We start from the raw sequence: 23,245 nt of genomic DNA, 5'->3' as shown, positions 1-23,245 counted from the left end.
CACCGAAGAGGACGAGTCTTCGGTGTTTCTTTCTTACAGGCTATCTATGTACTTATTTTTTCTCCGACAGCCACTGTGAAACCGCTTGAATTTCTGGTTGTTTCTTCAGCATTCCAGGAGGCATGCCGCCCTTACCGTCTTTGATGATTTTAGCAATGTCGTCAGCGCTGAGCGTTGCTCCAATTTTCGTCAGGTTTGGACCTGCAATGCCTTCGAGATTTTGACCGTGACAGGAAGCGCAATTTTGTTTGAATACAGCAGCAGCGTCAATTTGTGCAGTTGGTGCGCCGCCACCATTGGCCTCTTCCCCATGTTTTGGTGGAAAAATAATTGATCCTACAAGTGCAATGAGAAAAACTAGAAACAAGATACCAAACGAAGTGAAAAAGGCCTTCGCGGAATCAATTACATCGTTTTGATTCATGTCTTTTTTGTTGGACCCAGCCATCTGACAAAGACCTCCCAAAGCAAAATAATAAAGTTTCATGGTAATTTTACGGCAAAAGTTTGACAATATCAAGGCGACTACCAAACAAGACAAAGAAAGTACACAATTTGCCATTTTTTCGTAAAAACACGTTGCTCTTATTCTACCTTATAACAGTCAATATTATTTGAAAGAATTTCTCTTATAATGGAAGGGATAGCGGGTTGCTGTTACCAGACAAGTGTGATAAAGTTGTTGTATTGGTTTTTTCCGCCTTGGAAATACGTTTTGAGGTGAATGAAAATGGCATTAGCTGCGAAAATTTTACTTGTGATCGCAAGTATTGGCTTAATTATCGTCGTGTTGCTGCAATCGGGAAAAAGTGCCGGCCTTTCCGGAGCGATTGGTGGCGGCGCAGAGCAACTGATGGGCAAACAAAAAGCCCGCGGGATTGACGCACTTTTAGGGAAACTGACCGTTGTATTTGCGGTTGGCTTCATGATTTTTGCGATTTTGCTCGGGTATTTCTTGAAATCAGGAGCGTAATAGACGAACGGCCGAAAGACAGCGAGTGCAACTTGCTGTCTTTTTCTCTATTCCGATTGCGATATGCGGGAACGGTGAATACTACATAATAGGATGGTCATGGAGAAACGCGGGAATGCCACGCGAAAAAGGAGGTTTGTGAATGGAAGACCAAGAAAAAATACTCGCGTTTATGCGAGAGCAAGCATATCACCCGATGACGGTGAGGGAACTGGAAGAAGCGTTTGGAATCAAAGATTCTGCCACGTTCAAGGAGCTTGTGAAAACGCTGAATGCACTGGAAGCGAGCGGAGAGGTGATCCGCACCAGAGCGAATCGGTATGGCGTGCCTGAAAAAATGAATCTGGTACGTGGACGTCTGCAAAGTCATCCAAAGGGCTTTGGATTTGTGATCCCGGAAACACAGGGCATGGAGGACGTATACGTTCATGCGAATGATATGAACGGTGCGCTGCATGGGGATACCGTGCTGGTTCGTGTGGAAAAGGAAGCGGGCGGCAATCGTCTGGAAGGGCAAATTATTCGCATCGTCGAACGAGGAATGAAGCAGGTAGTAGGGACGTTCAAGGACGAGACGTATTACGCGTTTGTCATTCCCGACGAAAAGCGGCTCGGCAAGGATATTTTTATCCCAAAAGAAGCCTATAACGGTGCCGTAGATGGTCATAAGGTAGTCGTGAACATCGTTCGTTACCCAGAGGGTCGAGTGAATCCTGAGGGTGAGGTCGTCGAGATTCTCGGCCATAAGAACGATCCGGGTGTCGATATCCTGTCGATCATCCGCAAGTTCAACCTGCCGGAAGCTTTTCCAGATGACGTGTTAGAAGAGGCTGAGGCAGCACCAGATGAGATTTCCGAGGAGGAGATCAGCGGTCGTCGAGATTTGCGCGAGCGGATGATGGTTACGATCGACGGTGCGGATGCCAAAGACTTAGACGATGCCGTTTCCTTGGAGAGGCTGCCAAATGGAAACGTAAGACTCGGCGTGCATATCGCTGATGTCAGCTACTATGTTCGTGAAAAGTCTCAGCTGGACAATGAAGCGTATCGCCGTGGTACTAGCGTCTACTTAGTTGACCGCGTTATCCCGATGCTGCCACATCGTTTGTCCAACGGCATATGCAGTCTCAATCCGCAGGTAGATCGACTGACGATTTCCTGCGATATGGAGATGGACTCGAGCGGAAACACCGTGAAGTACGACATCTTTTTGAGTGTGATTCGTACAGATGAGCGCATGACGTATGCAGATGTACGCAGTATTTTGGAAGACAAGGACGAAGCCTTGACCGAAAAGTACAGCAGACTCGTCCCGATGTTCGAGGATATGAAAGAGCTGGCCTTGAAGCTGCGTAAAAAACGGATGCAGCGCGGTGCGATTGACTTCGATTTCCGCGAAGCAAAAATTTACGTCGATGAAGAGGGAACCCCTACCGAAATCGGCTTTCGTACGAGATCGATTGCGGAGCAGATCATTGAGGAGTTCATGCTCGCTGCCAACGAAACAGTGGCCGAGCATTTTCACTGGATGAAGCAGCCGTTCATGTACCGGATTCACGAAGACCCGAACGCTGAGAAGCTCATGGCCTTCATGGAGTTCATCACGAATTTTGGCTACTCGATCCGCGGGAAGGGCAATTCTGTCCATCCACGCGCGTTGCAGCAGTTGCTGGAAGAGGTAAAAGGAACGCCGGAAGAAATTATTATCAGCACCGTCATGCTGCGTTCGATGAAGCAAGCGCGCTACGACGCGGAAAGTCTGGGGCATTACGGCTTGTCTACGGAGTTTTATACCCATTTTACTTCGCCGATTCGCCGTTATCCTGACCTGATCGTCCATCGCCGCATTCGCGAATGGATCGAGCTGGGAAATCAAATTTCAGAAAAACGTCTGGGGTACTGGGCAGAGCAAATGCCAGTAATCGCGGAGCATGCATCACAGCGTGAACGGTTGGCTGTCGATGCCGAGCGTGAAACAGATGATCTGAAAAAAGCAGAGTTCATGCTTGAGCGAGTGGGAGAAGAATTCGAAGGCGTCATCTCCAGCGTTACGTCGTTTGGGATTTTCGTTGAGCTACCTAATACCATTGAAGGCTTGGTGCACGTCAGCTTTTTGACCGACGACTACTATCATTACCATGAGAAAATGTTTGCGTTGGTCGGTGAGCGTACAGGCAAGCAGTACCGGATCGGGGATGTCGTCGAGGTACGTGTAGCGAATGTCAACGTGGATGAACGCACCATCGACTTCGAAATCGTCGGGATGCCAAAGGCTGGCTTCCGCGGCAGCCGTGAGCGTACGCCTCGTGTAATAGATGGCCGTGGTGGAGATCGTAAGCCGACACGTGGCAAACAAGATCGTTCACGCGCAGGCCGTGCAGATCGTCCTGACAGACCAGATCGTCAAAAGGATAAAAAGCATCCGGCGGAAATCCGCCAGAAATACAAGGATCGCCGCAAAGCGGAAGGGAACAAACCTCCTCGTCGTGCTGGATCGGGCAGAGCATCGAGCGGTGAAGAAGTGCTGCCAATTGGTGCAGGAGAAGGGGATACCCCAGCGAAACGCCAGAAGGGATTCTGGGAAGATCTCGTCAAGTCCAAGAAAAAGAATCGCAAAAATGTAGCCAGTCAGGCGAAACGGAAACGCCGTTAAACAGTTGTTTAATCCCCGAAAAGTACTTGGAACGATCCGTTTCCCTTTTCGGGGATGTCTATTTACCGGGTAAATGACTTGCCACAATGGGCAAAATTTGCTAGACTAACTGGTACGAAACGCAGTACGTACAAGTGAGGTGATCTCCATGTCAAAAGATAAGGCCGGAACCAAGACAATCGCCCAAAACCGAAAAGCGCGCCACGATTACCACATCGAGCAAGTATACGAGGCAGGCATTGAGCTGACCGGTACGGAGATCAAGTCCGTGCGTGCGGCGCGTGTCCAGCTCAAGGACAGCTTCGCCCGTGTGCACAATGGCGAATTGCTTCTGTACAATGTGCACATCAGTCCGTACGAGCAGGGAAATCGTTTTAACCATGAGCCAGAGCGGACTCGCAAGCTCCTGATGCGCCGCTTGGAAATCCTCAAGCTCAATGGTCTGATTCGCGAAAGAGGGTACTCGCTGGTCCCGCTCAGCATTTATTTGAAGGGCGGCTGGGCCAAGGTCGAGCTCGCACTTGTCAAAGGGAAAAAGAACTACGACAAGCGCGAAGACCTCAAGAAAAAAGAGTCTGCACGTGATATCGAGCGTGCTCTGCGCGAACGCCAAAAAGGCTGATTGGATTGCACTGGCAGGCTTGGTAGCAATCAACGTTGAGTTTTGGTTGTCGCCTGTGCTATATTTAATAAGCAACAACAAGCCAATACACTGTTAGTTACAATATAGTCTAGGTGCGGATTTAATGGCTCTTCACCTAGACTTTTTCTCTCCTACCTGGGGGCGTTCTGGATTCGACGGGGATGGTAGAGCATGAGAAGCGAGCCGGGGGGCTGCGGACCTCGTCAACAACGCGGAACGCCATTAACTGGCAACAAACAACTTTCTCTCGCTGCTTAATAACCAGTGAGGCGCTACCATTCCATCGCCCATGTGGCATGACTAGCGCTCAACTTTAGTGGGATACGCCGGAGGCTTCCGCCTGGAGCCGAAGGAAGAAGATCAATCAGGCTAGGTAACGGGTCAGCGCGTCACTCCGCGAATCCGGTACCGAAATTTAAATGAGTGACTGCGCTCGGAGATGCTCATGTATCGCTGTTTTCGGACGGGGGTTCGAATCCCCCCGCCTCCACCAAATACATATTAAAAAGTAAACAAATAATAAAAGAAGTACAAAATGTAGGCGAAAAATAGACACCATGATTCCTGGTGTCTATTTTTGTATCTCTATAACTAATTGTTTATTTGGTAACTGGATTAATTCTGAAAAATAATTAGGGGATTGAATATTATGATATGTACTAAGTGTAAAAAAAATAGTTCCTTTAATCTATTGAGTTTATATATGGGGGAAAAAACTGAATGTGAAAATTGTAGTATGATTAAATGTTCAATTGAACAATATTGCGGTATAGCATACGAAATATATGTTAACGATACTTATAATTGGTTACTATTGAATACGCCTGTAAAAATTGATGATAAAGTTATTATGGGCAATTCAAGGAATTTCAATTTTCCACGATTTGATGGAGAGAGTTACATAAAAGAAATTATAAAGAGATTGAATTTAGAAAATACAGAGTACAAATTAAAAAACGATAAAATTCAAGTTTTGAACCTAATTTTAGGGTATCTTTATGATGAACTAACTAATTTAATAAAATTAAATTCTGTGAACTACTTAGTATCTCTTGTAAGTAATATGGAATACAATAGATTTTTAGCGCAAAATATTGTTCTCTGGTTTAGAAATAAAAATAATCGGAACTTTGAAAGAACAAACGATAACTTTGCTAATATTATCTTAGATAGTTTAGACTTTGTTAAATCATTTGAATCTATCGGGCTAAATAATATCCAAAACCCGATTTGTATTAAAGAGATTTATTCTGATTTAGAAGTTCAATTAGCGAGTGATCGACTTAGTTTAGAAATAGCAATTGAAAATGCTTACCACATTGTGAAGGAAAGTGGAGATACGTTTATCAAAGAAAACAATTCTTTTGAATATGGGCAAGTCCTTGGGATTTCAAGAGCAATTAATGAAATTCGTTTGTTAAAAGTGGAATTTAGTGAAGGTATGTATGAAAAGGAAGATTTAAACATAACATATGATGGTTTTATTAGAACAAGCAATAATCTAAGCTTTTCATCTGTTTTTTATGAGAAATATTACAGGGATATGTCTAATAGAAAATCATTCTTCAGTGATAAAGAAATTGAACAAAAGATAAGTAAAATTGTAAAGATCTTTTATGGTCTAAATTTAGAACAGATGTTATCCCTGAGAGAAGGAGTTTCTAATACTTATAATAACGGTGACGAGTTTTTAATTGGAGATAAAGATACGTGGATTATGATGATTAAATTTTTTACTAGCTGTAATAACGAGGAAGCCGAGTTAGCTTTCGAATATCTTACCCTTCATATAAATAGAGACGAGCTTTTTAAAGATGTTTCTAAAAAGAAAAGTAGGATAACCAGAAATTGTTTAGTTAAAATAAATGATCTATTTATATGTCCTGTAGGTTTGTTAAAGTATAGTCTACTTGGTTTTTATAAGGATTTAAAAAATGGTGATGTTAGTAACTTAGAGTTAAAGAATAGATTGCATGAAATAACTGGAATTGAGGACGAAAAGTTTGAGACTGCAGTATATAAAGATTTAAAGGACAACTTAGTGGAACCAAAAATTAAAGCTAACATAGGCCAAAAAGATATTTTAAATAACGGAAAATGTATTGAGTTACCTGGTCAAATAGATGTTCTCCTACTGTATAAGGATCATATTTATGTAATTGAATGTAAAAATACAAATTTAAGAACTACTCCAAAATCTGTTGCAAATGAGTATGGGAAATATAAAAAAATTAACAAAAAATCAGTGCAGTATAAGTTAAGTCAAAAAATTAATGTTATCAATGAAAATAAGAGAGACGTTATAGAATTTATGGGAGAATGCTTTAAAGAATATGCTAACATTAAGGTCTCTGGGGTCATTACAACAAGTAGCTTTTCAGTAGCTTCACTAGATGAAGATCTTTTATATCCTGTTATCACATGGACAAATTTAAGTGAGTGGATAATAGAGAAATCTAAATAACACTAAACGCTAAATTACATTATCACACTATACAAAATTCTAATGAGCAACTATTCACTCTAGTAGAAAGGGGCTCCTTCATTTTCAATAGGAATGTCAAAGTTATAGTAAAGGGTCTTAAAAAGGACTTTCATTTCCTAAACCAGTAAGGCGCTACCATTCCATCGCCCATGTGGCGTGACTAGCGCTCAACTTTAGTGGGATACGCCGGAGACCTCCGCCTGGGGTCAAAGGAAGAAGATCAATCAGGCTAGGTGCCGGGTCAGCGCGTCACTCCGCGAATCCGGTACCGAAATTTAAATGAGTGACTGCGCTCGGAGATGCTCATGTATCGCTGTTTTCGGCGGGGGTTCGAATCCCCCCGCCTCCACCAAATACATAAAGTGAAGCCACCTGATGAGGGTTATGACTTAAATCATATATTTGCCGCAACGGCAAGATTGTGCTTTAAAAAACTTTAGGCAAACATATGCTTTAAAGTTTTTTATTTATATTCGGGCATAAGGGCGGCCTTTTAGAAGCAAGGTGTTCATAATGAGTGTAAAGCAAATTCAACTACTGCGATTTAAGAAATAACCCGACCTTCAGATCGGGTTATTATTATATTTCGAAGCACGAAGAGATTGTCTCTTTTACATTTTGGAGTTTATAATTGACGGGACGAACCTACTTTTCAATTCAGCAGTTCTTTCGTTAGGTGAAATATCGTACGCAATAAGCCCTTTTTATCGCCATATGAGTATTTATTCCAATATTTCAATTCCAACGTCAATCATTCTCTCGTCTCCCAGAAAGTCAATTGCAATTTTGGCTCTTTTCTTTCGACGGTTCACTTTCTTTATTATTCCTTCTTTTCCGGCAAGGGGACCTTTCTTGACGGTAATTTTGGAGCCGGTCATCATTAAGGTTGAATATCCGAGCACCCCGTCTGTGTCCAGCAATTTTAAAATCGGACGGATTTCTGCTTCCTGGATTTGGGACACTTCCAGTAAACCATCCGATCGTTGTCTTGTCTGCTTATTGCTATTTAGTAGTCTGAAGATTCTGGGTGTTTCTTTAATGTCGTAGTATGTCTTCGTGTCCAAATTCGTTTGAATGAGTAGATAACCCGGAAACATAATTTTTAAAGGGTGGGTAATAAGACCCTGTTTTCGTTCAGGAAGCCTTCTTTTCGGTACAACGGCCCTTAATTGGTGAGAAGAGAATTTATCCGAAAGAAATTTGGCCACTCGTTCTTCGTATCCGGTCTCTACATAAAGGGCATACCAATTCATCAATTCCCACCTCATAGAATGTAAGTTGAAAATGTCACATAATTCTTGAAATATCGACATAATTTTAAAATTCGACTTTTGAAATTGTGGTAAAATACAATTGTGGTAAAATACGGATATAAATATTATAATTCACTAAACTATCTTTGTACATAGTCCCAAACGGCACGAGCTAATCGTTGTTTCGGCACGTTAGTTCGCTTTGGATTCTGAATATTCGATGCCATTTTTTTTGCTGCTATATAGCCGCGAAATGTCTCGTCATGTCCATTTTTGGGTGGTGGTCATCTTTGCAGTGGCGTTCGTTCGAGAAATACATCGTGTTGAATAGGCCTGATCTAATCATGAACGTCGGACTAAGCTTCGTTCATATCAGCGAGGATAAGGAACCTGGGATAGATCCGCTTATATTCGGCCTCGACGAAATAGAAGATTATCGAAAAATGAAATATGATGTCGGAAAGAGAAATTATGTGCTTGGCAGAATAGCTGCCAAACGAGCGGCTTCGACAATGATGAGCCGGTCTGATTTAACAAAGATAACCATTAGCCAGGGAGTCTTCGGACAGCCAGTTCTTCATACCGGTAGCCCGGATAAATTAGCGGTCAGCATTTCTCATTGCCAATGCATGGGAGCTGCTATTGTTTTCCCCGAAGGAAGCCCAATGGGAATCGATGTGGAAGCTATCAATCCGTCAAGAAACGAAACAATGGCCAGTCTAATGACAGCGGCGGAGATGGAGAGCGGCGCAACTGTTATTAGCAACAAAGCATTCTTGTTAACGTTGTTGTGGTCCAGCAAAGAGGCGCTATCAAAGGTGCTTCGTACGGGACTTACCATCCCGTTCGAATTGCTGGAGATCGAAACGATTCAGTCTTACAGCGGGTTTTATGTGAGTACGTTCACGAATTTTCCGCAGTACAGCGCCAAAACGTACCTGACTGGCGGCTACGTCTGGTCAATCGTAGCCCCTCGCAAAAGCGAGTGGCATTTAGATCCCTTGCAAATGCAAAATCATTTTCTGGCATTCGATTGCGGCTGCAGTAAATGAAGAGCAACTATAAATTAAAAGTTGTGTTTATAGAAAAGAATTAGGCTTCGAAGGAAGAGCTCCACTTAGTGGGGCTATTTTGTTTTGGGTTTTGCTCTTGAAGGGAGAGGTAGCTGCGATGAGCGAATCCTATCAGATCCATACCATTTGTACCAGCTATCTCAATAAATTGTCCAATTACAATTATTTAATCGTCGATAAAGCGACAAAGCTGGCCGCTCTTGTAGATCCTTCTTGGGAGATCGATCGAATTTTGACGGTGATCGAGGAGCTGGACGTGAAGCTGCATGCCATTTTGTTAACTCATTCCCATTTTGATCACGTCAATCTTGTGGAATTGCTAAGTGTGCGGTATGGGCCCAATGTGTACATATCAGAGAAGGAAGCGCAGTATTACGCGTTTTCTGCGCCCAATTTACATACATTTAACGATTTGGATACCATTTCGCTGGGCAACACCACGATTACCTGTATGCTTACGCCGGGCCATACGGCCGGAAGCGCCTGTTATCTATTGTCCGGTTGTTTGATAACAGGAGATACGCTATTTATCGAAGGCTGCGGCAGATGCGATACAACCGGCGGAAATCCGGATGATATGTTCGACAGCTTGCAAAAAATACGAGACACCGTGCCGATCTACGCCAGAATCTATCCTGGACATTCATACGGGAAAGAGCCTGGATATCCACTTTGGTATTTATTGGAGAACAACATCTATTTTCACCTTGTGAAACGCGCGCAATTCATTTCGTTCCGAATGCGTCATGCTCAAGGCTATGGCTCGGATTCGAAAGAGAGACGATAGTAAAACGGAGGGGACAATGGAGAAAAAAGTCGTGTTTATGTTCTCGGGTCAAGGCTCCCAATATTATCACATGGGTGAGACGCTCCTGGCCGAGGGAGATGTATTCAAAAAATGGATGACCCGGCTGGATCAAATTGCCGAACCGTTAGTTGAGCGGTCCATCATGCAGTTGCTCTATGACCCTCGACATTCGAAAGCAGAAGCCTTCGATCGCACACTTTTTACTCATCCGGCTCTTTTTATGGTGCAGTACGCCTTGGCACAAGAAATGCTTCATCACGGGATCTTTCCTGATTATGTGCTGGGCAGCAGTCTCGGGGAATTTGTCGCGGCCGCTGTCTCCAATATTGTGGACCCGGAGCAGGCTCTCATTGCTGTCATCAAACAAGCTCAAATCTTTGAGATGAGTTGTGAAGGCGGGGGGATGCTGGCTGTATTGGATGATCCGCGCACCTTTCGGGAGAACCCGCTCTTACATCACAACAGCGAGCTGGCAGGAGTTAACTACGATGGGCATTTTGTGATCGCGGGCGGTAATGTGGGCTTGGACGGCATTCATACGCATTTGAGGGATAAAGGTATTGCTTCCATTCGGCTTCCTGTCTCCTACGCGTTCCATTCTAGGGAAATTGATCCTGCCGAAAACGCGTTTATCAGTCATCTTCGTACTTTATCGCTTCAGAAACCGGCCATTCCTTTTTGTTCCGGCATGTATGGAGAATTGGTTGAAGCTGTGAGACACGAATACTTCTGGGATGTGGTCAGGCAGCCGATGAGGTTTCGGGAAGCAGTAACTGCTATGGAGCGGGAACAGCCGGCCGTTTATTTGGATTTGAGCCCTTCGGGGGTGCTCGCAAATTTCACGAAACGGCTTCTTAAGGACGATTCAAGCTCTGAAAGCGCTGTGCTTATGACGGTATACGGTTTTGACTTTGAGAAAATGAATGAGCTCAAGCGAACGATTGCACGACCAAATGACTCGATTACGGGAGGGAACGATAAAAGCATGATCGCATATCTTTTTCCAGGACAAGGCTCGCAGCACGTTGGCATGGGGGAGGGGCTTTTTGATGAATTTCCGGATTTGACTGCAAAGGCGGATGCCATTCTTGGTTATTCGGTAAAGGAGCTATGCCTGAACGATCCGAAGCATCAGCTGGGCAACACAGCTTTTACCCAACCGCTTTTATACACGGTCAATGCTCTGATGTATATGAAGAAAAGAAAGGAAACAGGCAGACGTCCCGACTTTGTAGCCGGTCATAGCTTGGGCGAGTATAACGCCCTGTTTGCGGCAGAGGTTTTCGATTTCGAAACCGGACTGCGTCTCGTTAAGAAGCGGGGCGAGCTGATGGCCCTGGCTGCAGGCGGAGGAATGGCGGCAGTAATCGGCATGCAAGCGCAAGAGGTTGAAGACATTATTTGCCGGAATGGACACTTGGAAATCGACGTTGCCAACTATAATTCGCCCGTGCAAACCGTCTTGTCGGGGCGTAAAGACCATATAATGGAGGCGCAGCGCATTTTTGAACAGGCCGGGGCAGGGATGTATATTCCGCTTAATGTCAGCGGCGCATTCCATTCCCGGTATATGAATGAAGCGAAGAAAGAATTTGAGCAATTTTTGAATAACTTTACCTTCAACAAGCCTGTTATCCCTGTCATCGCAAACGTATCTGCCCGTCCCTGTCCGTTCAACGAAATCAAACGCAACTTGACTGAGCAAATCACAAGCTCCGTCAATTGGACGGACACCATTCGCTATTTAATGGGAAAAGAGGTAGAGCTGTTCGAGGAGGTCGGGCCTAAGGACGTGCTTACAAAGTTGACGGAGAAGATCAGGCAGTCGAGCTCTCCGTTATTCGTAGAGGATGAAACGCCGGAAGAGCCGAGCACAAACGAACAAAAGAACGAGAACAACCTGCCGATGGTTGACAGGGAATCGGTCTTTATGCCCAGCGCCCGGAAGACAATCACTGCAGCTTCGCTTGGCAGCCCGGCATTCAAGGAACGGTATGGTCTGAAATATGCCTATGTTTTGGGAGCCATGTACAAGGGGATTGCCTCGGCTGAAATGGTTGTGAAAGCCGGAAAGGCCGGCATGCTCTGTTTCTTTGGCTCCGGAGGACTAAGGATTACGCAAATCGAGGAAGCGATTCGGGACATTCAGCGCCAATTACGCAGCGGCGAGCCCTATGGAATGAATTTTCTTCACCATCCGGATAACCAGGCTCTCGAAGAAGCGGTTGCTGATCTTTACTTGAAGTACGGCATAACCGTAATAGAGGCTTCTTCCTTCATTACGATGACTCCTGCGCTAATTAAATATCGGGCGAAGGGACTGACAAGAAGAGCGGACGGAACGGTGGAGATTCGAAATAAAATTATCGCCAAGGTTTCCAGGCCGGAGGTCGCATCTAATTTCCTAAGGCCGGCACCGGAGCGGATCATTGAGAGGCTTGTTCAAGAAGGTAAAATCACGCAGGAAGAAGGTCGCTTGCTGCAAATGGTGCCGGTTGCCGACGATCTGTGCGTCGAAGCGGATTCGGGCGGACATACCGATCAAGGCAGCGCGTATGTGCTCATGCCGACGTTGATCAGGCTGCGTGACGACATAGTACGCGAACATGGTTATACGAGCGAGATTTCCGTAGGTGCTGCCGGAGGGATCGGAACTCCTGAGGCGGCGGCTGCCGCGATATTGCTAGGTGCGGATTTCCTTGTGACTGGTTCTATTAACCAATGTACGGTGGAGGCTGCGACTAGTGATGCCGCTAAAGACCTTCTGCAGCAGGCGAATGTGCAGGATACCGATTATGCTCCGGCGGGCGATATGTTTGAAATTGGCGCCAAGATACAGGTTTTAAAGAAGGGCCTGTTTTTCCCCGCAAGAGCGAATAAATTGTATGATCTGTACCGGCATTTCAACGCCTTGGAAGAAATAGACGAGGCGACAAGGGAGCGTATTCAGGATAAGTTTTTCCATCGCTCCTTTGAAGAAATCTATCAGGAAGTGATAGCACACAAAGCTCCTGCCGAAATCGAGAAGGCGGAGCGTAATCCGAAGCATAAAATGGCCCTTATATTCAAGTGGTATTTCTCCTATTCGACGCGGTTGGCGATGACGGGCAGCAAGGAACATAAGGTAGATTACCAAATTCATTGCGGTCCTGCGCTCGGAGCATTTAACCAGTGGGTGCTGGGTACGGAGCTGGAGCATTGGAGAAACCGTCATATCGATCAGATTGGCGAGATGCTGCTGAATGAAACGGCAGCCCTGTTGAACCGCCGAATTTCCGAATTGGTTGGCAATTGACTGAGAAGGAGAACGTTATGGGTGATATAGCAATCATCGGGATGTCCTGCAGACTACCTGGAGCGCGGAATTATCATGAATACTGGTCCAATTTGATCGAGGGCCGTTCATCCATCCGGGAAATTCCCAAGGAGCGGTGGGACTGGAGAGACTATTGGGGAGATCCGAAAGTTGAATATGCGAAGACCAACAGCAAATGGGGCGGCTTTATTGACGATGTAGACGCTTTTGATGCTGCGTTCTTCGGCATATCGGCCAGAGAAGCGGAGGTGATGGACCCGCAGCAGCGGATGATGCTTGAGCTTTCCTGGTCGTGTCTTGAAGATGCCGGGATCGTCCCGTCAACGTTATCGGGCAGCAAGACAGGGGTCTATATCGGCGTGTTCAACTTGGATTACAAGGAACTGCAGGAGAGGCCCTCCAGCCTTATTGAAGCTCATTATTCGACGGGAACCGCAGCTACTGTTATCGCGAATCGAATATCCCATTTTATGAATCTGAGAGGGCCCAGCCTTTCAGTGGACAGCTCATGCTCAAGTTCGCTGCAAGCGATTCATTTGGCGGTCCAATCGCTGCAGACCGGTGAATGCAGCATGGCTTTGGCGGGTGGCGTCAGTTTGATCCTGACTCCGACCCGCCATATTTCATTTTCCAGAACCGGCATGCTGTCACCTACGGGCTCCTGTAAAACGTTTGATGATAACGCGGATGGCTATGTCCGCAGTGACGGCGCCGGTCTTATTTTGCTTAAGCCCTTGGCACTGGCGGAAAAGGATGGCGATTTAATCTATGGCGTCATTAAAGGAAGCGCAGTGAATCATGTCGGCAAGACACACACCTTAACTTATCCGAATGCACAGGCGCAGGCTGAAGTCATCGAGGAGGCGTTCCGCAAAGCGGGTCTAACGCCGGATCAGGTGAATTATATGGAGGCACACGGCACCGGGACGCCTAAAGGCGATCCGATTGAGTTTCAGGGCCTTACGCTTGCGTTTCAAAAACTCGAAGCAGAGATGGATAAGCCGCTTAGTCATCATTATTGCGGCATCGGTTCAGCCAAAACAAGTATCGGGCATGCCGAATCCGCAGCAGGCATCGCGGGCGTGATTAAAGTGCTGCTTTCCATGAAGTACAAAACACTCCCTGGATTACAAAATTTCAAAACGTTGAACCATCGGGTTGAATTGACCGGGACTCCTTTCTATATGGTGGACCGGCCGCGGGAATGGGAGCCGCTTTTGGATCATAATCAACAGCCGCTTCCGAGAAGAGCCGGCGTAAGCTCGTTCGGCTTCGGAGGGACGAATGCGCATGTGCTGATCGAGGAAGCGCCGCAGCGGTCGTCTCGCAAGATGGCGCAGCATGGATTGCCATGCCATCTATTTTGTTTTTCCGCAAAGTCTGAAAAATCGCTTCTTCTATCGCTAGAGACGTTAGTCGCATGGTTGGACAGCGAAGGAAGCGAGTGCGAAGCCGCGGACCTAAGTGCCGCCTTGCTGTTGCGCAAACAGCATTTTGGCATTCGTACCGCTATCGCGGCTCAAAGTGTGGAGGAGCTTAAAGGTCGTTTAAAGGAGCTGCTGTCCGACAGGGAAGAAGCACAGCAATTTTTGAAGCAAGAAGCATCCAAAATAGAAAAGATCAAAAGTGCGCTTTTTCAAGAGCTGGCAGGACTACTGATCCGGGAGCTCCGTGAATGTGTGAATGATACGCAAAAGTATCGGGAGAAAATATCGGCTTTGGCAGAGCTGTATGTAAAGGGCTATGACTTCGATGAATGGGCGCTCTTTGAAGGAATGGACCTGAATAGACTTCGACTGCCTGCCTATGCTTTTACCAAAGACCGATACTGGATTACGGGCAGTACTCCGGAATCTGCCATTGTGCCGACGTCAGGCAGCGGAGGTATAGGTGAGCTTCATCCTGTACTGCATCGGAACACATCGGACTTTGCTGGGGTTCGTTACACTTCGGTTTTCACAGGAGAGGAATTTTTTCTCGCTCATCATGTCGTCGCCGGGAAGCGTGTATTACCAGGTGTCGTTTACTTGGAAATGGTTCGCGAGGCGGCTGAACAGGCCGGCAGAAAATGGTTAGGTGAGCGTAAGCGTATCGTCCTGAATCGGGTGGTGTGGTCGCAGCCTGTTATTGTGACGGATAGCTCCGTTGAGGTTCATGTGTCGCTTTCGGTGCAAAATGACGATAGCTGCAGCTTTCAAGTGTACAGCGTATCCGGTGAATTAGAGCAAGATCGTGTTCTTCATTGCGAAGGTTATGTCTCGTTTCGTTCGGCTGATCCGGCTTCCAGGAAACAGCAAATTCAAGATTTCTTAAAATCCGGGCGAACCCCCGTCCCATCGCTCGTCTGTTATGAACGTATGAGGGGGATGGGTCTTCATTATGGTCCGGCTCATCAAGGAATTGAGCAACTATATCAAATGGATGGCTTTATTGCCGCTAAGCTGTTGTTGCCGGAACCCATTTCCGATACGCGAAATCACTTTGTTCTTCATCCGAGCATGATGGACGCCGCTTTGCAGACGGCGGTTTACAGTTATTCAAATGCGGGACAAACGACCGTTGGTGAAAGTAACAAGCCCTTGCTGCCTTTTACGCTGAGAGAGCTCGAAATTATACGTCCGTACGCTTCTGCTGCTTGGGCGATTGTAAGCCAGGAAGATGCGGAGGACAGCAAAAAGGCTAAACGTCTCCGTATTGATGTATGCGATGAGGATGGCAGCGTCTGTGTGAGCATCAAGGGCTTCGTCCTAAGGCCGCTTGAGGGCGGGTTCGCAGGCGGCGTCTCAGTTCCTGCAAAACCGGAGGCGTCAAAGGCATATGCGGGATTAATGGTGCCGCTATGGGACCCGATCACACCGGCTGCACGTAAAACGGATGCTCCGAAACTGCGAACCGTAATAGCTGGAGGTTCGGCAGCGAGCCGTGACAAGATATGGCGGGTTATTCCGAATGCGCAGGATGTAGAGCTACAGGTGGAGGATGACCTAGAAGTATTGGCACGAAAGCTGGGGCAGTGCGGCGAGATCGGCCATTTTGTTTGGATTGCGCCTGACGATTCGATAGAGTCAGCGGAATCGGATGCGATGCTTGCGGCGCAGCATGAAGGCGTGCTGTTCCTGTTTCGGATCATCAAAGTGCTGCTGATGCTTGGATATGGCGCAAAGCCGTTAAAGTGGAGCGTCATCACATTCCAAACGGTGCAGGTATTCCAGAAGGAAACGATTCAGCCGGCTCATGCAAGCCTGCATGGGCTTATCGGCTCGATGGCCAAGGAATATCCGAACTGGTCAGTTAGCTTTGCCGATTTGGAGCGGGAGGATGCCTGGCCGATTGAAGAGTTGATCGCATTGCCGCCTGATGACCGGGGCGACGTATGGGCATACCGGTCCAGGGAGTGGTACCGGCAGAAAATGATCCCGGCGCAGATCCCCAAACCCGAAGGTACAGCCTATCGGAAGGGAGGGGTCTATGCGGTAATCGGCGGAACCGGCGGAATCGGAGAAGCATGGAGCGAATATATGATTCGCCGGTACCAGGCGAACATCGTCTGGATTGGCCGGCGGGAGATTGACGCCGGTATTCAGGAGAAGATCGATCGGCTGTCAAAACTGGGGCCGTCTCCGTGCTACATCCAAGCAGACGCAAAGGACGGGAAGGCACTGAAACTGGCGTACGAGAGCATAAAATCCAGCTACGGACAGATCCATGGCGTCATACACTCGGCAATTGTGCTTTTGGATCAAAGTTTGGCGAATATGTCGGAGGAACGGTTCGCAGCGGGATTGACGGCAAAGGTGGATGTGAGCGTACGGATCGTACAGGCATTCGGAAAGGAACCACTGGATTTCGTCTTGTTCTTCTCTTCCATGAACTCTTTTGCAAAACCCGGAGGTCAGAGCAATTACGCGGCAGGGTGCACCTTCAAAGATGCATTCGCACAGCGTCTGGCGATGGAATGGCCATGCAAAGTGAAGGTCATAAACTGGGGCTACTGGGGAGGCACAGGCATCGTTTCCTCGGAACATTACCAAAAGCGCATGGCACAAGCAGGGGTTGGCTCCATCGAGCCGGAAGAAGCGATGGACGCACTGGAGACGCTCCTTGCTGGGCCGTTTGACCAAATGATGCTAATCAAAACAACAAAGCCTTATCCGCTAATTGATATGAAGCATGATGAATGGATTGCAAACTATCCGGAACAGCTCTCGTCCAATATCCAACGGTTGATATCGGAGCGAAAGAGGCGCAGTGCATCGGAGCAGGAGTATCCTGTAGTTGCTTCTTCGGTATCTGTCGATGAGACAGCCGATCCTGTGCTGACGTACTTATCCGGTTTAGCCGCTGAATGGCTTCAAGTAGATTTCGGTGAAATTGGTGTGGATACTCGTCTGGAGGAATACGGGGTCGATGCGGTCGTTCTTAACGAAATGCTCATATCGGTAAATCAGCAGTATCATATCGATTTACAGCCGGCCGAGCTGTCTGCTCAAGCATCGTTGCGTCAGATCGGTTCATATGTGCGCGAGGCAATAAGAATCGGCGCTGACAAGAGCTAATACCCAATATCCGAAGGCGATGCATAATAAAAGAAAGGATGGCCTGCTAATGTCGGGATTTAAGGTTGGAAGTCTGCAAATGAAGTGGAACGATCCGCTTCTTTGCCGGCTACTCTGGGGTCAACTGCAATCGATTGGCATGTTTAGGGAACGGAATACGACAATGGATGCGCTAAAAGCAGCTGCCGGCTTGCGCGGGATATACGAAAGATGGCTGGAAGAAAGTGTCGCCGCACTTGCGCGGCACGGTTATCTCGAGGTTAGCGGCGGCAATATCAATGTTTACGATACATCGCTTGTCCATATCGAGACCATCTGGGCAGAATGGGACCGACAAAAAACGGAGTGGCTCGCCGACCCGAATCTTAAAGCGCAGGCCGTCTTGGCCGAAGCCACGCTTAAGGCGCTGCCGGAGATCATTACGGGCAAAATGCCTGCAACCGACGTTATATTCCCTCAGGCCTCCATGGCGCTGACGGAGGGGATTTACAAGAACAATCTGGCCGCGGATTACTTCAATGAAGTGATCGCAGACTTCGTGGTCGATTATGTAAAAGAACGAAAGCGTCAGGACGCATCGGTACGCATCCGGATTTTAGAGATCGGCGCCGGCACGGGCGGAACGAGCGCGATGGTCTTTCGCAAGCTGAAACCGTACCAGGCGAATATTGAGGAGTACTGCTACACGGATCTGTCCCGCGCTTTTTTTATGCACGCCGAGAAAGAATACCGGCCTGACAATCCGTATTTGACCTGTCAAATATTCGATCTGGAGAAACCCCTAGCGGAGCAGCACATAGAGCCGGGAGCCTATGAGCTGGTGATTGCGACGAATGTTCTTCATGCTACAAAGCAGATCAGGCAAACACTGCGCAATGCCAAAGCCGCGCTTAAAAAGAATGGGCTGCTTCTTCTCAATGAATTAAATGACAACTCCCTGTTCTCCCATCTTACCTTCGGATTTCTGGAAGGCTGGTGGAAGTATGAGGATGCAGAGCTCCGAATACCCGGCTGTCCCGGCTTGTACCCCGAGACATGGAAGCGGGTGCTGGAGGCGGAGGGTTTTCGGCACGTATTTTTCCCTGCTGAAGACAGACATGAATGGGGGCAGCAAATTGTCATTGCAGAGAGCGACGGCATCGTTCGACAGCTTGAAAAACGTCCGGCCTCTGCCGGAGTTGCAGAGCCTGGGGGAGCTCGGGCTTCGTCTTCGGAACGCTTGGATCGGATCGAAACACAGCATGGTTACCCAGCGCCGCTTGTCAAGGTAGAAGCGGCGAACGTTCAGGACATCGATCAGCACGCGATATCCGAAACGATTCGAGCGGTTATTCGAGAGAAACTGGCCGAATCGTTGAAGGTGAGTGCCGATATTATCCAAGACGATGAATCGTTTGCTGATTACGGCGTCGACTCCATCCTTGGCATTCATCTGGTGCGTATATTGAACGAGGCGCTAAAGGTGGAGCTGGAAACGACGAGTCTGTTCGACTACTCCTCCGTGAACGAATTGACTGCACATATCCAGTCGGCTTATATGGACGTTTTTATACATAAAAATGTGCTTGAACCAAAAGTAGAAGCAGAAGCAGCTAATGCTGTAGCCGACAGCGTCGTAATCGATACTGCGGAGCAAGAGCAGGAGATTGCTCGTGACCCGATGACGGCGGAGGGCATTGCGATTATCGGGATGAGCGGACGGTTTGCCGGCTCGGAAACGACGGACGAGCTGTGGCAGCATATCGCAAGCGGCCATGATTTGGTGGGCCCAATCACCCGCTGGGATATTTCTTCCCACCTGGCCTGGAGCGGCTCGGATGCTTGCCGCGACGGCAGCTTTTTGGACCATATCGACCGGTTTGATCCAATGTTCTTCAATATTTCGGGACTGGAAGCATCGTATATGGACCCTCAGCAAAGGCTGTTTCTCGAAGAAGCGTGGAAAACGCTTGAGGATGCGGGCTACGCGGGATCGGCAGTTTCAAGCCGGCAATGCGGGGTCTATGTCGGATGCTGTGGAAGCGATTACAATGAATTGTTTGGTAATCATCCGCCGGCTCAATCGTTTTGGGGGAACGCCATATCCGTAATCCCATCTCGTATCGCGTACTTTCTTAATTTGCAGGGGCCTGCGGTTACGATTGACACGGCTTGCTCCAGCTCGCTGACGGCTATTCATTTGGCTTGCCAAGCGCTTTGGTCCAATGAGGTCGAAATGGCATTGGCGGGCGGTGTTTTCGTGCAAGCGACGACTCGATTTTATGAAAACGCCATTCGAGCCGGGATGCTCTCGCCGAGCGGCCGCTGCTATACGTTCGATGAACGGGCGGACGGCTTTGTACCCGGCGAAGGGGTTGGTGTCGTGATGCTGAAGCGATTGAAGGACGCATTGGCAGACGGCGACCATATTTATGGTGTCATCCGGGGCTCCGGAATTAATCAGGATGGAACGACCAACGGCATTACAGCGCCAAGCGCCAAATCCCAGGAACGATTGGAGCGCCAAGTGTATGACCGCTTCCAGCTCGATCCGCAGGGGATCCAAATGATGGAGGCGCATGGAACGGGAACAAGACTGGGCGATCCGATCGAGTTTCAGGCCTTAACGCGTGCGTTCCGGCATTATACGGATAAGGAGCATTATTGCGCTCTTGGTTCGATCAAAACGAATATCGGCCATTCAGTCGGCGCTGCCGGAGTAGCCGGCGTTATGAAAATATTGCTTGCTTTGAAGCATAAGCGGCTACCGCCGTCGCTGCACGCAGAGCGCATCAATTCGAATATCCGCCTGGAAGGCAGTCCGTTTTTCATCAACAAGTCCATTCGGGCTTGGGAGACGGAGCCCGGCACGCCGCGCCGCGCTGCTGTCAGCTCGTTTGGCTTCAGCGGCACGAACGCCCATGCGGTCATTGAGGAGGCGCCGCCGCATATCAGACGCGGTAAGCGGCAGCGCTCTCTCTACTTGATTGTACTGTCGGCTCGGACAGGTGAGCAGCTGCGCAGGCAAGCGGAACGGCTCGCTGCGTTTTGCAGGCGAGAGAACGGCAGTATATTCATCGGGGATATGAGCTTAACGCTTCTTCTCGGACGGAGACATTTTGCCGACCGGCTCGCCTTCTTGGCCAGAGATACGGAGGAGCTTCTTCTCAGGCTTGAAACTTGGCTGATGAATGGAGAAGGTCCGGGTATCTATGGATCTGATGCCCTAACGAAAGAGCAACGGGAGAAGCCGGATCTGAAACAGTATGGCAATGAATGTATAGCCATTTGTGCAGCGGCCGACCAAGATGCCAAGTTTATCGAGAGTCTGACTGCCGTGGCAGACTTATACAGCCAAGGCTATTCCTTGAACTATGAACAATTGTTCGAGGGGTGCAGTTATAACAGAGTGTCTCTTCCGACCTACCCCTTTGCCGATGAGCGGTATTGGGTAAACGAGGGCGAGAGCAGTCCGCATGCAGGAGCACAGGAAGCTTTGCAATCCTCGGAGGCTTTTCATCCATTGCTGCATCGGAATGTCTCTACGTTTGCCGAACAACGGTTTAAGTCGATCTTTACCGGCAAAGAGTTTTTCTTGGAAGACCATGTGGTGCATGGGCAGCGGGTGCTGCCAGGAGCTGCATATTTAGAGATGGCACGGGCGGCCGTTCAGTCGGCCGTAAGCGATGGGGAATACAGCGGGAAGAAGATTCGGCTCAAAAATGTGATATGGGCTAAGCCCATTACGGCAGGGGCTGCAGCCGTTTCGGCCGAAATTACGCTGACACCGTCAACCGACGGCGATATTGCTTTTCGGGTATACGGTTCGGCAGAAGCCGAAACCGTCTTATGCAGTGAAGGCTCCGTATGCCTGGAGGAGCCGGGTGAGCAGCCGAGCATTCCGATCGACCGGCTACTGAAGGAATGTGTTACACGTTCGATCAGCCGGACGGAATGCTACGAGACATTTAATAGGATCGGTGTCAATTATGGTCCTTCTCATCAGGTCATGGACATTCTGCTCACCGGACAGGGCAAGGCGCTTGCGAAGCTGGTGCTTCCCGAATCCTTAGCTGCGTCTGTGCAGAGTTTTGCGCTGCACCCGAGCTTGCTGGACGGCGCGCTGCAGGCAGCTTCATGCCTGCTGCTCGGACTCGATACGGAAGTCGGCTACCAACCAGATACCTCTCCGCCGCTTCCTTTTGCGCTAGAGGAGTTGGAGCTGCTGAATGAATGCCTGCCTGTTATGTGGGCTTTCGCCCGCTTCAGCAGCGGCAGCGGTCGACACAATCAGCTTCCAAGCCTTGACATCGATCTGCTGGACGAGCAGGGGAATATTTGCGTACGAATGAAGGGGTATTGCGCCAGAGCGATGGAGGCGGGTGCCAGGCAAGAGGATGTCCTTTTTATGGTTCCGGAATGGAGGGACAAAGCTCCACAGCCTGGAATGGCGAATTCGCCAGTAACCGAGCATACCGTGATCCTGTGCGAGCCCGCTCCCATGCTGCAAGCATCGGTGGAAAGCGCGTTTCCCGGTGTCCGTTGCTTGGTGCTGACGGCCGAAGAGGACGCCATGGAGCAGAGATTCAGCCGCTTCGCGCAGCGGATCTTCGAAGAGACCCAGCACTTGCTGCGCCAAGTAACAGGGAGAGGCGTCATACAGATCGTTTATACCCCCGGTAGCGGACGCGAGCTGCTGGCGGGACTGCGCGGGCTGCTAAAAACGATGCGTCTGGAAAACCCGCATATGTCAGGGCAATTGATCGAAATATCGCAAGACGATACAGAGTACGCAATCGTGCAAAAGCTTCGCGATAATCTCGATCATCCCGAGGATACGCATATCGGCTATCAAGGTTCCCGTCGTATGGTGATGACACTCAAGAGGCGGGCTCCAGGAGAGGGAACGAACTCCCGGTTATGGAAGGACGATGGCGTTTATCTCATTACGGGCGGAGCAGGCGGCTTGGGTATCATTTTTGCGAAGGAAATCGCCCGAGCCGTACGTGGAGCGACGATCATTCTGACCGGCCGAGCACAGTACGATCCATATAAGCTGTACGAGATCAAAAATTCAGTTTCGGGAAACGCCGACATTGTATACAAGCAAGCGGATATGACACGGAAGGAGGAGGTAGAGCGGCTGGTTCACGCTATCGAGACGGAGTACGGAGGATTGAACGGGGTCCTTCACAGCGCCGGCGTGCATGCGGATAATTATTTACTTCGCAAAAGCAAGGACGAATGGAATGCGGTATTGGCTCCTAAGGTTTCGGGGCTCGTCCACCTGGATGAAGCAACGAAGCATATCCCTTTGGATGTATTCGTCATGTTTTCATCTGTGGTTGCTTGGCTTGGCAATCCCGGGCAGGCGGACTATAGCACGGCGAACGCGTTTATGGACGCGTATGCCGCCTTCCGCAGCAGACTTGCCGCGGAGGGCCAAAGAAAAGGCCGTACTTGTTCCATTAGCTGGCCGTTATGGCAAGAAGGCGGCATGCGGGCG

11 protein-coding genes and 2 other RNA genes are annotated in these 23,245 nt (G+C 48.5%); 11 read left to right on the top strand and 2 right to left on the bottom strand.

Annotated elements, in window-relative coordinates; all coding sequences use genetic code 11:
• Positions 1–52: 52 nt before the first annotated feature.
• The gene (locus HP568_RS28000; protein ID WP_007728788.1) at positions 53–448 is read right to left on the bottom strand and encodes a YqzM family protein; all 396 of its coding nucleotides are present in this window, start codon (positions 446–448) and stop codon (positions 53–55) included.
• Between the two features lie 282 nt (positions 449–730).
• On the opposite strand from HP568_RS28000, the gene secG reads away from it, so the two are divergent.
• The 6 genes from secG (at position 731) to ssrA (HP568_RS27970) (ending at position 7,106) form a co-directional block, all read left to right on the top strand.
• The gene (gene secG / locus HP568_RS27995) at positions 731–973 is read left to right on the top strand and encodes a preprotein translocase subunit SecG (RefSeq protein ID WP_007728789.1); all 243 of its coding nucleotides are present in this window, start codon (positions 731–733) and stop codon (positions 971–973) included.
• A gap of 142 nt (positions 974–1,115) precedes the next feature.
• Complete coding sequence (gene rnr, locus HP568_RS27990; protein WP_048034937.1) at positions 1,116–3,626, top strand: ribonuclease R; 2,511 nt, start codon at positions 1,116–1,118, stop codon at positions 3,624–3,626.
• A gap of 148 nt (positions 3,627–3,774) precedes the next feature.
• The gene (gene smpB, locus HP568_RS27985) at positions 3,775–4,248 is read left to right on the top strand and encodes an SsrA-binding protein SmpB (protein WP_048034936.1); all 474 of its coding nucleotides are present in this window, start codon (positions 3,775–3,777) and stop codon (positions 4,246–4,248) included.
• Between the two features lie 158 nt (positions 4,249–4,406).
• Positions 4,407–4,762, top strand: a transfer-messenger RNA (tmRNA) gene (gene ssrA, locus HP568_RS27980).
• Between the two features lie 210 nt (positions 4,763–4,972).
• Positions 4,973–6,733 (top strand): nuclease-related domain-containing protein, encoded by a 1,761-nt coding sequence (locus HP568_RS30305; RefSeq protein WP_483862133.1) that lies wholly within the window; start codon positions 4,973–4,975, stop codon positions 6,731–6,733.
• Between the two features lie 69 nt (positions 6,734–6,802).
• Positions 6,803–7,106: a transfer-messenger RNA gene (gene ssrA, locus HP568_RS27970) on the top strand.
• A gap of 370 nt (positions 7,107–7,476) precedes the next feature.
• Here the strand turns inward: ssrA (HP568_RS27970) and loaP are convergent.
• On the bottom strand, positions 7,477–8,007 hold the full coding sequence (loaP, locus tag HP568_RS27965) for an antiterminator LoaP (RefSeq protein WP_048034934.1): 531 nt from the start codon (positions 8,005–8,007) through the stop codon (positions 7,477–7,479).
• 344 nt (positions 8,008–8,351) lie between these two features.
• On the opposite strand from loaP, the gene HP568_RS27960 reads away from it, so the two are divergent.
• The 5 genes from HP568_RS27960 to HP568_RS27940 form a co-directional block, all read left to right on the top strand.
• Positions 8,352–9,059, top strand: a complete 708-nt coding sequence (locus HP568_RS27960) for a 4'-phosphopantetheinyl transferase family protein (protein ID WP_173630821.1) — start codon at positions 8,352–8,354, stop codon at positions 9,057–9,059.
• A 118-nt stretch (positions 9,060–9,177) separates the two neighbouring features.
• The gene (locus tag HP568_RS27955; protein ID WP_173630820.1) at positions 9,178–9,867 is read left to right on the top strand and encodes an MBL fold metallo-hydrolase; all 690 of its coding nucleotides are present in this window, start codon (positions 9,178–9,180) and stop codon (positions 9,865–9,867) included.
• A 16-nt stretch (positions 9,868–9,883) separates the two neighbouring features.
• The gene (gene fabD / locus HP568_RS27950) at positions 9,884–13,183 is read left to right on the top strand and encodes an ACP S-malonyltransferase (protein WP_173630819.1); all 3,300 of its coding nucleotides are present in this window, start codon (positions 9,884–9,886) and stop codon (positions 13,181–13,183) included.
• A 17-nt stretch (positions 13,184–13,200) separates the two neighbouring features.
• Positions 13,201–17,760 (top strand): type I polyketide synthase, encoded by a 4,560-nt coding sequence (locus tag HP568_RS27945; protein ID WP_173630818.1) that lies wholly within the window; start codon positions 13,201–13,203, stop codon positions 17,758–17,760.
• 49 nt (positions 17,761–17,809) lie between these two features.
• A partial coding sequence (locus tag HP568_RS27940; protein WP_173630817.1) for an SDR family NAD(P)-dependent oxidoreductase occupies positions 17,810–23,245 on the top strand: 5,436 nt, incomplete at its 3' end.

It is taken from the genome of Brevibacillus sp. MS2.2 (assembly GCF_013284345.1).
Classification (GTDB): domain Bacteria; phylum Bacillota; class Bacilli; order Brevibacillales; family Brevibacillaceae; genus Brevibacillus; species Brevibacillus brevis_C.
Note: the sequence above shows the minus strand (reverse complement) of the source record. Positions and strands in the feature narration are given on the sequence as shown.